The sequence below is a fragment of the Brevibacterium sp. VCM10 genome (assembly GCF_000583215.1).
Classification (GTDB): domain Bacteria; phylum Actinomycetota; class Actinomycetes; order Actinomycetales; family Brevibacteriaceae; genus Brevibacterium; species Brevibacterium linens.
This window is the reverse complement of the sequence record NZ_JAJB01000048.1, coordinates 1-15464: the sequence shown is the minus strand read 5'-3', so window position 1 is coordinate 15464 and position 15464 is coordinate 1. Positions and strand designations below refer to the sequence as shown.

13 protein-coding genes are annotated in these 15464 nt (G+C 65.5%); 10 read left to right on the top strand and 3 right to left on the bottom strand.

The genetic code is table 11. The annotated features are described in order from the left end of the window. From AD89_RS0114090 to AD89_RS0114050, 8 genes are all read left to right on the top strand, one after another. On the top strand, nt 1-792 hold the full coding sequence (locus tag AD89_RS0114090; RefSeq protein ID WP_025779940.1) for an ABC transporter ATP-binding protein: 792 nt from the start codon (nt 1-3) through the stop codon (nt 790-792). 168 nt (nt 793-960) lie between these two features. After that, nucleotides 961-1596 carry a TetR/AcrR family transcriptional regulator gene (locus tag AD89_RS0114085; protein WP_025779938.1) on the top strand — a complete coding sequence of 212 codons (636 nt, stop codon included), beginning with the start codon at nt 961-963 and terminating at the stop codon, nt 1594-1596. Next, nucleotides 1593-1952 carry an SMR family transporter gene (locus AD89_RS0114080; protein ID WP_025779936.1) on the top strand — a complete coding sequence of 120 codons (360 nt, stop codon included), beginning with the start codon at nt 1593-1595 and terminating at the stop codon, nt 1950-1952. The genes AD89_RS0114085 and AD89_RS0114080 overlap by 4 nt, the downstream gene beginning before the upstream one ends. After that, complete coding sequence (locus tag AD89_RS0114075) at nt 1949-2263, top strand: DMT family transporter (RefSeq protein WP_025779934.1); 315 nt, start codon at nt 1949-1951, stop codon at nt 2261-2263. The genes AD89_RS0114080 and AD89_RS0114075 overlap by 4 nt, the downstream gene beginning before the upstream one ends. Before the next feature lie 193 nt (nt 2264-2456). Continuing rightward, nucleotides 2457-2588, top strand: coding sequence for a hypothetical protein (locus AD89_RS20500; RefSeq protein WP_269320690.1), 132 nt, complete (start codon nt 2457-2459; stop codon nt 2586-2588). Nucleotides 2589-2771: 183 nt separating this feature from the next. After that, complete coding sequence (locus tag AD89_RS18725) at nt 2772-4979, top strand: BCCT family transporter (RefSeq protein WP_025779933.1); 2208 nt, start codon at nt 2772-2774, stop codon at nt 4977-4979. After that, on the top strand, nt 4976-6586 hold the full coding sequence (gene betC / locus AD89_RS0114055) for a choline-sulfatase (protein ID WP_025779931.1): 1611 nt from the start codon (nt 4976-4978) through the stop codon (nt 6584-6586). Before AD89_RS18725 ends, betC begins: the two co-directional genes overlap by 4 nt. 219 nt (nt 6587-6805) lie before the next feature. Further along, nucleotides 6806-8206: a TIGR01777 family oxidoreductase gene (locus AD89_RS0114050; protein WP_025779930.1), complete on the top strand. Its 1401-nt coding sequence runs from the start codon at nt 6806-6808 to the stop codon at nt 8204-8206. 78 nt (nt 8207-8284) lie between these two features. Here the strand turns inward: AD89_RS0114050 and AD89_RS0114045 are convergent, their stop codons facing one another. Then, on the bottom strand, nt 8285-9514 hold the full coding sequence (locus AD89_RS0114045) for a cobalamin-independent methionine synthase II family protein (protein ID WP_025779928.1): 1230 nt from the start codon (nt 9512-9514) through the stop codon (nt 8285-8287). 494 nt (nt 9515-10008) lie between these two features. On the opposite strand from AD89_RS0114045, the gene AD89_RS0114040 reads away from it, so the two are divergent. After that, a complete protein-coding gene (locus tag AD89_RS0114040) occupies nt 10009-10605 on the top strand; it encodes a hypothetical protein (protein ID WP_025779926.1) in 597 nt (198 codons plus the stop codon). Nucleotides 10606-10748: 143 nt separating this feature from the next. Here the strand turns inward: AD89_RS0114040 and purL are convergent, their stop codons facing one another. Then, nucleotides 10749-13133 (bottom strand): phosphoribosylformylglycinamidine synthase subunit PurL, encoded by a 2385-nt coding sequence (gene purL, locus AD89_RS0114035; RefSeq protein ID WP_025779924.1) that lies wholly within the window; start codon nt 13131-13133, stop codon nt 10749-10751. A 162-nt stretch (nt 13134-13295) separates the two neighbouring features. On the opposite strand from purL, the gene trhO reads away from it, so the two are divergent. Next, complete coding sequence (gene trhO, locus AD89_RS0114030; RefSeq protein ID WP_025779922.1) at nt 13296-14207, top strand: oxygen-dependent tRNA uridine(34) hydroxylase TrhO; 912 nt, start codon at nt 13296-13298, stop codon at nt 14205-14207. Nucleotides 14208-14257: 50 nt separating this feature from the next. Here the strand turns inward: trhO and AD89_RS0114025 are convergent, their stop codons facing one another. Further along, on the bottom strand, nt 14258-15274 hold the full coding sequence (locus tag AD89_RS0114025; RefSeq protein WP_035320928.1) for an epimerase: 1017 nt from the start codon (nt 15272-15274) through the stop codon (nt 14258-14260). Between the last annotated feature and the right edge of the window lie 190 nt (nt 15275-15464).

Genomic DNA, 15464 nt, shown 5'->3' with positions numbered 1-15464 from the left:
ATGCTCACGATCGACAACATCTCCAAGACCTTCTTCCCCGGCACCGTCAACGAACGCAAGGCACTGCAGGGGCTTTCGCTCGAACTCGACGAATCCGACTTCGTCACCGTCATCGGTTCCAACGGTGCCGGAAAATCGACCCTGCTCAACACCATCTCCGGCCGCCTGCCCATCGACTCCGGGTCGATCACCATCGACGGTGCCGAGGTGTCGCGGATGCCCGAATACAAGCGAGCGGGATACCTGGGCCGAGTCTTCCAGGATCCGATGGCCGGAACCGCTCCGGACCTCACGATCGAACAGAACCTCTCCCTTGCGCTCAAACGCGGGAAGCCGCGCGGGCTGGGGCGGGGGACCACCTCGGAACGGCGCGAGCACTTCAAAGAGGAGCTGGCGACTCTCGAGCTCGGCCTCGAGAACCGGCTGAAGACGAAGGTCGGACTGCTCTCCGGCGGACAGCGGCAGGCACTGAGCCTGCTCATGGCCGGATTCACCCAGCCGCGGATCCTGCTGCTCGACGAGCACACCGCCGCTCTCGACCCGCAGCGTGCAGCCCTCGTGTCGACCCTGACGAAGAAGATCGTCGAGGCCGACGGGCTGACCACCCTCATGGTCACCCACAATATGGAGCAGGCGATCGCGCTGGGCAACCGGCTGATCATGATGCACGAGGGGCGGATCATCTACCAGGCTTCGGCCGAGGAGAAGAAGGACCTGACCGTCGAGACTCTGCTCGGCGAATTCTCGAAACTCAAGGGAGCGACGCTCGGAGACCGGGCACTGCTCAACTGAGCCGAGACTCGACAGCCGCTGAAGCGCAAGGGTGCCGGGCTCGCTGGAGAGCAGCCGCGCGCATGACACCCGGCCGAGGCGCATAAGAGGGTGGTTCGCACCGTGTGGTGCGGACCACCCTCTCTTCCGCGCTGGCGGACTTTACCAACCGGTTGGTAAAGTTGCGGTATGGCGAATGACGGACGGACGCGGATTCTCGAGGCGGCGAAGGCTCTGGCCGAATCGCACGATTCGGTGCAGGGTGTGACGATCTCGCTCGAATCGGTCGCTGGGCAGGCGGGACTGACGAAGCCGGGCCTGATGTATCACTTCCCGTCCAAGGAAGCGCTCATGCTCGGGCTCGTCGACCATGCCGCGAAGGACTGGGCGCAGCGGCTGCGCGAGCACACCGGACATTCGAGTCAGGAGCTGACGAGCTTCGACCGGCACCGGGCCTACGTCACCGTGGCCACCACCGCCGAGGTCTCGCGCGCCGACTACTGGATCTTCTCCGATGCGCTCTACCACCCGAAGCTGTCGCGGGCGTGGAGCGAGCATCTCGGCCCGTGGTTCGACACCGCCGGGCTCGATGATCGTGCCGTGTCTCTGCTCACCGCAGCCCGATTCTGTGCCGACGGCGCATGGATGTCCGAAGCCACCGGAGTGTTCCCCTCCAGTGATCTCGCGGCCGTGCGCACACACGCGCTCGCGCTCATCGATGGCGCTGAGGCAGCCATCGACGCCGCCGCAGGAGTCGCTGTGGGAACGTCCGACGATGCCGAAGCGCAAGCGTCCGACGACGCCGAAACGGAGGTGACAGGATGAATTCGACACGTCTGCTGCTGCTCGTCACCGCCATCCTCGCCGAGGTGGCCGCCACTCTGATGCTCCGAGCCGCGGTCGCCGACCCCGTGTGGATTCCCGGGGTCGTCGTCCTCTACGCCGCGGCCTTCTTCATCCTCGGCCTCACCCAGCGGCTGGGCATGCCGCTGGGCGCCGTGTACGCGACCTGGTCGGCCAGCGGGGTCGCCCTCGTCGCCGTGCTCGGTGTCGTGTTCTTCGGTGAGCTCCTGAGCGTCGGCGCCATCATCGGCATCGCCCTCATCATCATCGGCGTCATCCTCGTCGAATCCGGCACTCCCGAAGAATCCGCGACCGTGGAGACGGAGGTGACCGAATGAGCTGGATGTGGTTGGCACTGTCGATCCTCAGCGAGGTCGCCGGCACCCTGTGCCTGCGTGCGAGCGCCGGACTGCAGCGCAGGATCTGGTTCATTCCCGTGGCCATCAGCTACACCGCGGCCTTCTTCTTCCTCGGTCGCACACTTGCCGAGGGCATGCCTCTCGGCGTCGCCTATGGTCTGTGGGCGGCCTGCGGAGTCGCGCTGGTCTGCCTGCTCTCCCGGGTCATCTGGAAGGATCCGCTCACGCGCAAGGCGCTGCTGGGCATCGGCTTCATCACCGTCGGAGTCATCCTCGTCGAAATCGGCTGACCCGGGTCTGCCGAATCGACCGGGACTGCCGAACCGACAGGGACTCCCGAACCGACACGGATTACCCGATCGACCGTTCCCGCGCAGGGTAGGTCCGAGCGGCTCAGCCCGGTGCCTCCTCGGCGATGGCGGCGCCCATTCGTTGCTGAGAATTTATTGTGAAGCCTCACGCAAGCTGTTATCGTCCGAAGACATGACCCCTCTCGGATTCGACGACCACCACCGCTGGGGATGGTCGACCCCGAATCGAGAGCGCCCGAGCTGCGGCTTCGCCAATGATTCCTGGGAACCCGTGGCCGTCGGCTGGTGGGGCGGAGAGCCCTAGTCACTGATCGCCGATCCGCAGACCATCTGCCAGATCGACGACCGCCGGCCGGTCGCATCACCTGATTCCCGACTCTGACCCGATGTGCGTTCATGCCATCGGGCCCTGATGCGTTCGTCTTCGTGCGCGGGACCGATCGATCTCGGCAGTTTCCGCAACAATCGAAAGAGTGTGAACCGACACATGACAGATGACTCAAAACGCACCGACGAACAGGATCCGGGTCCGGAAAAGCGGTCCGATGCCCCCACCGAGGCGGCCCGCCGCGCATCACGCGAACGGATCATGGCCGATGCCCGCCGGATGGGTGCCGACGCCAAACGCGTCGGTCGTGAGACCGGGCGCAACCTCGGCCAATTCGACTACCGCCGCCCGCGCGGACCCGTGAAGGCCGATCTCGAAGACACACACGGCCACTACCCGCACGACACCCACCCGATCCTCGTGCCCGGCATCGCCATCGACGAACAGCGGCGCCGGTACTCCCTCGACAAAGTGATCTTCGCGATCGCCGGAACCCTCACGGTCGCCTTCGTCATCTGGGGCATCGCCGATTCCGGCAGCGTCGCCTCGGTGGCGCAGGCCGCATTCGACTGGTCGACGATGAATGTGGGCTGGCTGTTCAACCTCGTCGCCCTCGTCATCCTCGTCGCCATGCTCATCCTCGCGTTCTCCCCGTACGGAAAGATCCCGCTCGGAAAGGACGGGGAGAAGGCCGAATTCTCCACGTTCGCCTGGGTGGCGATGCTCTTCGCCGCGGGCATCGGCATCGGAGTCCTCTTCTTCGGCCCCTCCGAGCCGCTGACCTACTTCATCACTCCACCCCCGCTGACGAATGACCCGGAGTCGATCGAAGCGCTGCACGGCGCGATGGCGCAGACCTACTACCACTGGGGATTCCACGCTTGGGCGATGTACGCCCTGGTGGGCGGTGCGATCGCCTACGCCGCCTACCGCCGCGGCAGGTCCCTGCTGCTGTCCTCGATCTTCGTCAGCCTCTTCGGCAAACGACAGTCGGAGGGCTTCGCCGGCAAACTCGTCGACATCTTCGCCATCGTCGCCACACTGTTCGGCACGGCCGCCGCGCTCGGCATCGCAGCGATGCAGATCGGCACCGGAGTGAGCATCGTCTCCGGTGCGGGACCGATGACGAACAATATGCTCGTCATCATCATCCTCGTCCTCACCATCGGCTTCATCATCTCCGCGGTCTCGGGTGTGTCGAAGGGCATCCGCTACCTGTCGAGCATCAACATCGTGCTCACGATCGGCATCGTCGGCATCGTCCTCTTCCTCGGGCCGACCCTGTTCCTGCTCAACCTGCTGCCCTCGGCGCTCATGGAGTACCTCGGGTCGATGTTCGACCTCATGGGCAAGTCCCTGTCCTGGGGCTCCGAGACCCAGGAGTTCCAATCGGTGTGGACCGTCTACTACTGGGCCTGGTGGATCTCCTGGTCGCCTTTCGTCGGCACCTTCATCGCCCGCATCTCGCGCGGGCGCAGCATCCGCCAGTTCCTCCTCGGCACGATCTTCATCCCCTCGACGCTGCTCTTCGTCGCCTACGGGATCATGGGCGGAACCTCGATCTCGATGTACCGGGACGGCGCCGCCGGGTTCTCCGACAGTATGGCCGCACCCGAGGTCTTCTTCGCGCTCGTCGACAACCTTCCCTACGTCGAATGGCTGCCGTTCGTGGCGATCGTCGTGCTCGCGATCTTCTTCATCACCTCGGCGGACTCCGCCTCCGTGGTCATGGGCATGCTCGCCAGCCGCGGCGACCAGGAGCCGAAGAAGTGGGTGGTCGTGTTCTGGGGCCTGGTGATGTCGGGCATCTCCGTGGTGATGCTCCTTCTCGGCAACGCGAACGCACTCGAGGGCCTCCAGCAGCTCGTCATCGTCACGGCTGTGCCGTTCGCGGTCATCATGCTCTTCATCATCATCGCCTGGGTGAGGGAGCTGCGCACCGACCCGATGGCTCTGCGCCGGAAGTACGCGCAGAACGCCGTGGACAATGCGGTGGTCGCCGGTGCCGAATCCTACGGCGACGACTTCGCCCTGCAGGTCGTGCCCACCGAACCGGGAGACGGCGCTAACTGCGGCATCGACTCCGAACACGAGGACTACACCGGCTGGTACCAGCGCACGGACGAGAACGGCGAACCCGTCGGATTCGACTACGAGACGGGGGAGTGGGCCGACGGATGGACTCCGGATGACGGTACCGGCCCCGCCGAGGCGGACGCCGCCTCGACGACGGACGCGACGGACGGGAACGCCGCCTCCACGACCGATCCGGACTCCGGGGCCGCCTCGGCGACGGAATCCGACCCGGATTCGGTGACCGATTCCGCAGCCGACCTCGGCTCCGACCGCAGAGAGGACCACTCATGACCACCCCGAACATCGTCGTCATCCAAGCCGATCAGATGGCCGCCCAGGCCCTCGGCGCCTACGGAGATGCGGCCGCACTGACGCCGAACATGGACGCCCTGGCCGCCGATGGAGCCGTCTTCGACCGTGCGTACTGCAATACTCCGCTGTGCTCGCCGTCGCGGGCGTCGATGATGACCGGGCGGATGCCCTCAGAGATCGACTGCCTCGACAACGGCGATGACTTCGCAGCCTCGGTGCCGACCTTCGCGCACCGCCTGCGCAAGCTCGGCTATCACACGGCGCTGATCGGGCGGATGCACTTCATCGGCCCTGATCAGCACCACGGTTTCGAAGAGCGGCTGACCACGGACGTGTACCCGGCCGACCTCGATATGGTGCCCGACTGGAATCGTCCCCTGGAGCAGAAGCTGCAGTGGTATCACGAGGCCGACCCCGTGTTCACCGCCGGTGCGGCGACCGCGAACGTCCAGCAGGACTTCGACGACGAGGTGATCTTCAAGACCCTGCGTCACCTCAACGATCGCAAACGCGCGAACCAGGCCGCCGGGACCGATCAGCCGTTTCTGATGGTCACCTCGTTCATCCACCCCCACGACCCGTACGAGCCGCCGAAGGCCAACTGGGACCGATTCGCCGAGGTGGCCATCCCGGACCCGGCCCACCCCGAGGTTCCCGATCCGGCCGTGGACCCGCACAGTCACCGCCTGCGCACGATGTGCGGCTTCGACGAACGCGAACCGGGCATCGAGGATGTGCGGCGGGCACGTCGGGCCTACTACGCGGCGGTCAACTACATCGACGACCACGTCGGAGCCATCCGACGCCGGCTGGCCGAACTCGACCTGGCGGACAACACCGTCATCATCGTCACGAGCGACCACGGCGACATGTTGGGGGAGAAGGGGCTGTGGTTCAAGATGTCCCCGTACGAACAGTCCTCCCGGGTCCCGCTCATCATCAACGGACCCGCCGAGGTGATCGCCCCGGGCCGGTACGCGAACCCGGTCAGCCTCGTCGACCTCGCGCCGACCCTGCTCGACATCGCCCAGGATACGGGCCAGGCCTCCGGCTCTTCCGAGTCCACGGGAGAAGCACGGGCGGGTGCCGGCGATGCGAACTCCGGGGCCGCCTCGGCGATCGATGACGGTCTGAGCGGAACCTCGCTGCTCGAGTCCGCCCGGCGGGAGGCCGCCGGCGAGTTCGAGTCCGAGGACCGCGACGTCATCATCGAGTACTTCGCCGAAGGCACCTACCGGCCGCAGGTCACCCTGGTGCGTGGGGATCTCAAGCTCACCGTGTGCCCGGGCGACCCGGAGCTGCTCTTCGACCTGGCCGCCGACCCCGACGAGCTGGTCAATCGGGCCGAGGATCCGGCCTATGCCCAGGCGCGTGAGTCGATGCGCGCCGAGCTCGAGTCCCGCTACGATCTCGGGCATCTCGAGGAGCATGTGCTCGGTTCGCAGCGCAGCCGGCAGCTTGTCGCCGATGCGCTCAAGGTCGGTCGCGTCCGCCACTGGGACTTCGACCCGGAGCCGGAGCACGGCTACGTGCGCGGTGACTTCTGGTCGGCGTTCCGCTTCGGCAAGATCCCTGCCGCTGACTGACCACGCTGCACCCGCGGGTTCGAAGTGTGAGCGCCCCGATCCAGATCACTGCGCCTACACTTCGAACCCGCTTAAGCGGCTTTCGGACCCCGCCGGGCGGCTTCGGCGGACCTGCTGGGCGGGTGAGCCGCCTCGGCGAGAACAATTCACCTGGTCTTAGGTGAGTTGCAGGTCATATTCTCAGAAACCGGTGGCATCATTCGAGGTAGGAGGGATGCCATGACCATCTTTGAGTCGACATCTGAAGTTCCGCTCGGTGCGGAGACCACATTCGACTGGCACGCTCGGCCAGGAGCGCTGACCCGCCTCTCGCCTCACTGGGCCCAGGAGATCGTCGAAGAGAGCTATCCTCCGATCGCCCCGGGCTCGGTGGCGCAGGTGAGGACGAGCGTGCCCGGCACCTACGGGCTCGTGCGGCGGCCGTTCAGCTCGGTGCATTCGGAGGGGCCGTCTCGGTTCTCCTTCGTCGATGAGCTGAAGAAGGGCCCGCTGAGCCAGTGGAAGCACACGCACGAGTTCACCTCGGTCGCCGGTGGGACGAAGATCAACGACCACATCGAATTCTCCATGGCGCCCCAGGGCTTCGACGTCATCGACCGGGGCCTCACCCACTACCTCGAAGCCACTTTCGACGCCCGCCGCAAGCGGATGCTCATGGACATCGACTTCCTCGAATCCACGAATGCGCCCCTGCTGACGCGGAAGAAGGGCAAACACATCCTCATCGCCGGCGGAAGCGGAATGATCGGACGCCAAGTCGCCGCCCTGTTCTCCACCGCCGGACATTTCGTCCGACTGCTTGTCCGCGAGACCCCGAAGTTCGAATACGAGGTGCACTGGAATCCGGACTTGGGGATCCTCAATCCACGCGACCTCGCGTGGGCGGATGCGGTGGTCCACCTCGGTGGGCGATCCATCGCCACTCGCTTCACCAAGCATGCGAAGGACGAGATCTGGTCGTCCCGCATCGACTCGACGAGGCTGCTCGTCGAAACGATGCGCGGTCTGCCTGAGGAGAAGCGGCCCTCGGTCTTCGTCTGCGCCTCTGCGGTCGGATATTACGGGGCGAAAGCCGACGAACCTGTCGACGAGACGGGGCCGGCCGGTGAGGGATTCCTCGCCGAGGTGTGCCAGAAGTGGGAGGAGACGGCGGCCGGAGTCGAGGACGCCGGAATCAGGCGCGTGTCGATCCGGACCGGAGTCGTCCTGAGCTCCTTGGGCGGTCTGCTCAAACTGCAGGCGCCGCTGTTCCTCGCCGGAGCCGGCGGTCGACTAGGCAGCGGGGAGCAGGCCCTGGCCTGGATCTCCCTCGACGACGTGGCACGCACGTATGTGCACGCCGTCCTCTACGACTATGTGCGGGGACCCGTGAATGCTGTTGCCCCGGATCTCGTTTCGCAGGCGGAATTCGCCGAGGCTCTCGCCTCCCACCTGCGCAGGCCCGCGTGGATCCCGACGCCCGGTTTCATCACCGAGATCATGCTCGGCCGTGACGGGGCGAAGGAGCTCGCGCTGGCCGATCAGCGGGTGGTGCCGGAGAAGCTGGAGGAGACCGGCTACCAGTTCGCTCACCCGACGCTTGCCGACTGCTTCGACGAGGAGCTCGGCATCGGGGCGTGATGCAGAAGCCCCCTCCGTCCGGCGTTGGAGCCGAGCGGAGGGGACCGGTGTTACTGCTGTTGCTTCTGCGGCCGCGGATCAGAAGCGCTTCGAAGCGATCTCCGCGCCTTCGGTCAGGGACTGCAGCTTCGCGACGGCGATGTCCGGGTGGACTCGTCCGCCGAGGCCGCAGTCGGTGGAGGCGACGACGTTGTCCGGTCCGACGAGCTTGGCGAACCGGCCGATGCGTTCGGCGACGAGCTCGGGATGTTCGACGACGTTCGTCGAGTGGGAGACGATTCCGGGGATGATGTACTTGCCCTCGGGCAGCTTCTTCTCTTCCCAGATCCGCCACTCGTGTTCGTGGCGGACGTTCGCGGCTTCGAAGGTGATGCCGGCGGCATTGATCGAGAGCACCTGGTCGACGATCTCGACGAACGGCAGGTCGGTGACGTGCGGTCCGTGCCAGGATCCCCAACAGGTGTGCACACGCACCTGCGCCGGGTCGATTCCGCGCAGCGCATGGTTGAGGGCGTCGATGCGGACCTGGATGAACGAGCGGTAGTCGGCGAACGACGGTTCCGGGTTGATCTGGTCGAAGTTCTCCGCCAGGGAGGGATCGTCGATCTGGACGGTCAGTCCCGCCTCGGTGATGGCGAGGTATTCCTCCCGCAGCACATCGGCCCATGCCCAGATGAACTCCTCATCGGACGAGTAGTACTCGTTGGCGATGCGGGAGGCCGAACCGGGGGAGAGCGCATTGATGTAGCCGGCGCGCTCGTCATAACCTGCGGCAGCCAGTCCTGCCTTGAGGTTCGCGATATCACGGTTGACCTGGTCCTGGCCGATGTAGCTGATCGGACCGGTGGCCTTGGGGAACTGGGGCTGGGTTCCGGTGTCGGTGCCGGCCTTCGGATCAGTGTAGACGTTCGGGAAGAGGTTGCGGTCGCGACGGTCGGGCATGCTCGTGAGCACGATATTGCCCGGCGTTGAACGGTTTGCCGGGATCTCCCAGAGGTCGATGTCGTGGAGTTCGAGCCCACCGGTGCGGGCGAACGAGTAGTGCCACCATGCGCCGTAGTCGAAGTCGGCGGCCATGGCGTGACCGTATTCGCCGTCGTTGGGCAGTGAGATGCCCAGGTTATTCTGTCGCTTGACGAGGTCGGTGACGCTGGCGGCGAGGAGCTCGTCGAATTCCTGCTCCTGTTCCTGCGACACGGACTCACCGGCCAGGCGGGCGGTGTTCTGAGCCTGCTTGGCCTTGTTGGCCTCGATGAGTTCGGGGGTGCGGGGTAAGGATCCCGCGTGGGATGTGCGAATCGTCGCCATGACTGACTCCTCTTCCGTGAACGTGGTGTCTCGTCTGAGCTTCTCGGGCCGTTCGAACACAATGCCGACGACCGGACTGATCTTCTTCAGACAATCACATTCGCCATGGTGCATGTGAGTGAGTTGTCATCTTCGGTCACGTGGGCAGACGGGCGAAACCGTAGAGTGGACACATGAGCTATGGGCAGAGCAGTCACAGCGGGGGTCATCGGCAGGGGGCGAATCAGTCCTGGAGCCAATCCGGGTGGACCGAGGCAGACGGGTATCAGCTCGCAGGTGGGCAGAACCCGTCGGGACCGTCTGCGCCGGGGAATTCCGCCTTCCCACCGGCCCCACCGGGGCCGCCTGCACCACCGGCCCCATCAGGACCGCCTGCACCACCGGGTTGGGACGGCCGACCGGCGCCCCACCATCCGGGCTGGCTTGCCCGCAGTCTGTTCTGGACGGCGCTCATCCTCGGCGGGCTGCCATCTCTCCTGCTGGCGCCGCTGAGCATGTCGGGAGGACCACAGGTCTATGCTCTCTACAGCATCGGGTCGATCCTGGCGCAATCCCTGCGGCTGATCCTCGGGGTCGCTGCCATCCTGCTGGTGAAGAACACGAGTTGGGCGCGCAGAATCCTCGGCGCCGCCATCTTCCTGATCGGCTGTGTCGCGCTGCTGGTCGTCAACCCGGTGCTGTCGGCGGTCATCAATATGGGTGAACCCGGGTCTGTCGACTCGATGCTGGTGTCTGTCATTCAGGGAGTGCTGAGTGCCTGTTACCTGGCGGCCGTGCTCTGCGGGTGGAACATCGCCCGCAATCGGCGGTGGTGGATCCTCGTCATCGCCGTCGTGATCGCCGTGCTGTTGAATGTGCTGACCGCGGTCGTCGGCCTCTCCCTGGCCACGGGGCTGGCTTCGGGCGTCATTGCCGTGGCGATCATCCAGGCAGTGATGTTCGGCCTCGTCTTCGCGGTACTCGGACTCTGCCATCTGCTCGGTCGGGTGCGCGGAGGGACAGTGCAGGTGCCCGGCCGGGCAGCACCTGTCTATTCGGCCCCGGGATGGCAGGCCCCGAGTCAGTCAGGGCACATGCCCTATCAGCCCTGACACGGGGCCCTCAGCGAATCGACCCCAGAGCGTCGAGGCTTCCGCATGCAGCGGGTGGTCTCGACGCTCAGGGGTCGAATCGGTGCTGCGGCACGGCGTGCCGCGGATCAGGCGCCGAGCGCTGGGACGCGCCGTCGCCAGTGTCAGACGGCGGTTTCGGTCACCGCCGCGACGCTGCCGCCGAAGCGATCAGCCAGCGTGCCTTCGTGGGCCCGGCCGAGTTCGTCGAGGCCGACCTGGAAGTGGTCGACGACCTCGAGCGCGGGAGCTCCGTCGCCGGCATCGGTCATGCCGATGCGCACGAACGGGAACCGGCGGGCCGTGCACATGTCCTTGAAGCGGACCTCTTCCGACCGCGGCACGGCCACGATCGCGCGCGCCGTCGATTCGGAGAACAGTGCGGTGAACACGTCGATGCCGTCGCGCTCGCAGACCTCGTCGAGCCAGATCCGAGCACCGGTTCCGTATCGCAGCGACGATTCGACGAGCGCCTGGGACAGTCCGCCCTCGGACAGATCGTGTGCGGCATCGATCATGCCGTCGCGCGAGCAGTTGATGAGGATCTCGCCGAGTTCCTTCTCCGCTGCCGGCTTGTACCGCGGAGGGACCCCGCCGAGGTGGTCGGCCGTGACGTCGGCCCACGCCGAACCGTCGAGCTCCGCCTCGGTGGTGCCGAGAAGATAGATGGTCTGGCCCGGCTCCTGCCAGCCGCTCGGGGTGGCGCGGGTGACGTCATCGAAGACACCGAGCACACCGACGACCGGGGTCGGGTGGATGGCCACTCCGCCGGTCTGGTTGTACAGGGACACGTTGCCGCCGGTGACCGGAATTCCCATGTCCTGGCAGGCGTCGGCGAGGCCTTCGACGGCCTGCGCGAACTGCCACATGATCTCCGGGTCTTCGGGCGATCCGAAGTTCAGGCAATCGGTGACCGCACGCGGAATGGCACCGGAGGTCGAGACATTGCGGTAGGCCTCGGCCAGAGCCAGCTGGGCGCCGCGCGCCGGGTCGAGGAAGCTGTAGCGGCCGTTCGCGTCGGTGGCGATGGCCACACCGAGACCGGACTCCTCGTCGACGCGGACGACTCCGGCATCATCCGGATACGCCAGCGCGGTGTTGCCCTGAACGTACTTGTCGTACTGCGAGGTGATCCACGACTTCGAGGCGAGGTTCGGCGACCCCGCGAGCTGCAGCATCGTCGACCGCAGCTCATCATCGGACTCGGGCTTCGCCAGGCCGGCGGCCTCAACGGTGTTCGCCGCCACCTCGGCGGTCCATGACGGTTCGGTGAACGGACGGTTGTAGACGGGGCCGTCGTGAGCGACCGAGCGCGGGGGCACATCGACGATGACGTCGCCGTGCCAGTCGATGACGAGACGATCGGAGTCGGTGACCTCGCCGAGCACGGAGGTCTCGACCTCCCACTTGCCGACGATCTGCAAGAACTCCTCGAGACGGTCGGGACGGACGACGGCCATCATCCGCTCCTGCGACTCCGACATGAGGATCTCTTCAGGGGTCAGCGTCTCATCGCGCAGCAGCACGTCATCGAGGGCGATGTGCATACCGCCGTCGCCGTTGGACGCCAGTTCCGAGGTCGCACAGGAGATGCCTGCCGCGCCGAGGTCCTGAATGCCTTCGACGACACCGGCGTGGAAGAGCTCGAGGCAGCATTCGATGAGCACCTTCTCGGCGAAGGGGTCGCCGACCTGCACGGCTGGACGCTTCGACGGCTTCGAATCGTCGAAGGATTCGGAAGCGAGGATCGAAGCACCGCCGATGCCGTCGCCGCCGGTGCGCGCACCGAAGAGCACGACCTTGTTGCCCAGGCCCGACGCGTTGGCCAAACGGATGTCCTCATGCCGCATCACACCCACTGCCAGGGCGTTGACCAGCGGATTTCCCTGATAGACGGAATCGAAGACGGTCTCGCCGCCGATGTTCGGCAGGCCCAGGGAGTTGCCGTAGTTGCTGATGCCGGCGACCACGCCGTGGACGACACGGGCGGTGTCCGGGTGGTCGATGGCGCCGAACCGCAGCTGATCCATCACGGCGACCGGGCGCGCACCCATGGAGATGATGTCGCGGACGATGCCGCCGACTCCGGTGGCCGCACCCTGGTGGGGTTCGACGTAGCTGGGGTGGTTGTGCGATTCGACCTTGAAGGTCACCGCCCAGCCGTTTCCGATGTCGACGACGCCGGCGTTCTCGCCGATGCCCACGAGCAGGTGCTTCTTCATGTCCTCGGTGACCTTGTCACCGAACTTGGACAGGTGGACCTTCGAGGACTTGTACGAGCAGTGCTCGGACCACATCACCGAATACATGGCCAATTCCGCCGAGGTGGGGCGACGTCCGAGGATCGCCTTGATCTTCTCGTATTCGTCGGCCGTGAGACCGAGATCGGCGAAAGGCTGCTCGACGTCGGGGTTCGCCGCTGCGAACTCGACCGTCTCCTTGACCTTCTTCGATGCGTTCTGCGGGGAATCGACCTGCGTGGAATCCGCAGAGCTGAGGTTAGACGTCATGTCCTCTTCGGGGCCCTTTCATACGACACGGCACTCACGGCCAATCTTAGCCGTGTCCCCACTGCAAGGGCGAAGCGCGTCCACGGAGGGGCCGCCTCGGGGAGGGAATGGGCCGTTCCCCGCTGGGAATCGCACGGTCGCACCCCACTTAGAATGGAAACCATGGCAACTCCCAAGATCGTCCTGTTCTATGTCTTCACCCCGCTGCCCGACCCCGAAGCGGTCAAGCTGTGGCAGCACACCCTGGCCGAGAGCCTCGGGCTCAAAGGGCGGATCATCGTATCGAAGGACGGAATCAACGCCACGGTCGGAGGGGACGTCTTCGACGTGAAGCAGTACGTGCGGGCGACGAAGTCCTACGCGCCATTCAAGGGAGCGGACATCAAATGGTCGAACGGCCAGGGTGATGACTTCCCACGCCTGAGCGTGAAGGTCCGCGACGAACTCGTCACCTTCGGCACCCCGGACGAGATCACCGTGACAGATGACGGAGTCCAAGGCGGCGGCCAGCATCTCAAACCAGGAGCCCTGCACAAACTCCTCGACGAACGCGGCGAGGAGGTCGTCTTCTTCGACGGTCGCAACGCGATGGAGGCGCAGATCGGGAAGTTCCGGGACGCGATCGTGCCCGACACGGACACCACGCGTGACTTCATCGCCGAGATCGAATCCGGCAAATACGACGACCTCAAGGACAAACCCGTCGTCACCTACTGCACCGGCGGAATCCGCTGCGAGGTCCTGTCCGTGCTCATGAAGAACCGCGGGTTCGAAGAGGTCTATCAGCTCGACGGCGGCATCGTCCGCTACGGCGAGACCTTCGGCAGCTCCGGCTACTGGGACGGCTCGCTCTACGTCTTCGACAAACGCATGCACGTCGAGTTCGGGGACAACGTCGAATCCATCGGGCGCTGTGTGTCCTGCGACAAGAAGACCCCGGAGTTCGTCAACTGTGCGAATCTCGAGTGCCGCAAGCAGTACCTGCGGTGTACCGATTGCACGGACAAGGGCCTGCAGGCCTACTGCGCCGACTGCGTCGAGCAGGGGATCCCCGCCGAGGCGGCCGTAGGCTGAGCGTGTGACCTCGACGTTCCCCGGCAGTGGGGGAATGACGTACCGATTCCTCAGCGCAGCAGGTGCTTCGTCGCCGCATCGATGTCGGTCCACCTGAAGTCGAACCCGGCCGCTTCGAGTCGTGCCGGCAGCACCCACCGACTCTTGAGCACGAGTTCCGACTCCTGACGCAGGACGGTCATCCCGATCTCGAGCAGCCACCTGGGTGCAGGAATCCCCAGGGGCATACGCACTGCCCTGCGCAGCGCTTTCATCAGTGAGCGATTGTCCGCGACCTGGGGGTTCGAGACGTTGATCGGGCCACTGAGCTCGTCATGTTCGTCGATGAACCGGATCGCCCGGAGCACATCGTCGATGTGGACCCAGCTGAACCGCTGCCGGCCGCGAGTCGGCGGATGCCCCCGCCAGGTGGTCGGCCCGGAAGCGTCCGGGCCGATCCCGCGATAGCGCCGGTGCGGGAACCAGCGACCTTCATACTGGGCACCGCTCGCACCGAATCTGGCCGCGGTGGCCAACATGTTCAAAGCCGCTCCGTCACCGAGCACGATCGCCATCCGCAACGCGACTCGTCGGGTCGCGCGCAGGTCCCCGGCGAAGAATTCCTTCTCCCAGGCTGTGGCAATGTCGACCGAGAACCCTTCGCCGATGTCTCCGTCGTCCTCGGTCTGCGGACGATCCATCGCGTGACGGTAGATGGTCGCCGTGCTCGAGTTGATCCACAGACGCGGGGGCGCCGAGGCGGCCGCCACGGCCGTATTGAGAGTGCGGGTCGTATCAACACGAGAGTCCCAGATGACCTGGCGGTTGGCATCCGTATACCGGCACCCGACGCTGCGACCGGCGAGGTTGATGAGCAGGTCGGCGCCGTCGACGAGCTCGGCGATTCGGTCGGGACGATCCCAGGTGGCGTCGGCCGAGGCGGGGGAGCGGCCGATCGTCCGCGTTGCATACCCCCACGTGGTGAGTGCATTCAGCAGATCGCCGCCGATGAATCCCGATGCACCGGCGACAACGGCGATCGGAGCCTGGGTGTTCGGCAACGCTGTGTCTGCGGGTTCGATGATCATACTCAGGACGCTAACACCCCGCTTTCGCGTGGCCGTTTATGCGGCGTGGAGGCCGTGTGGTGGGTGTCACGTGGAGAAAGTCGGTTTTGGATTTGCACGTCGCCTCTGGGGTGGTCTAGAGTTATATCTCGTTGCCCCGCCGGAAACGAGGTTCACGGAACACCGTTTCTACCGGGTCTGACCAGGACAA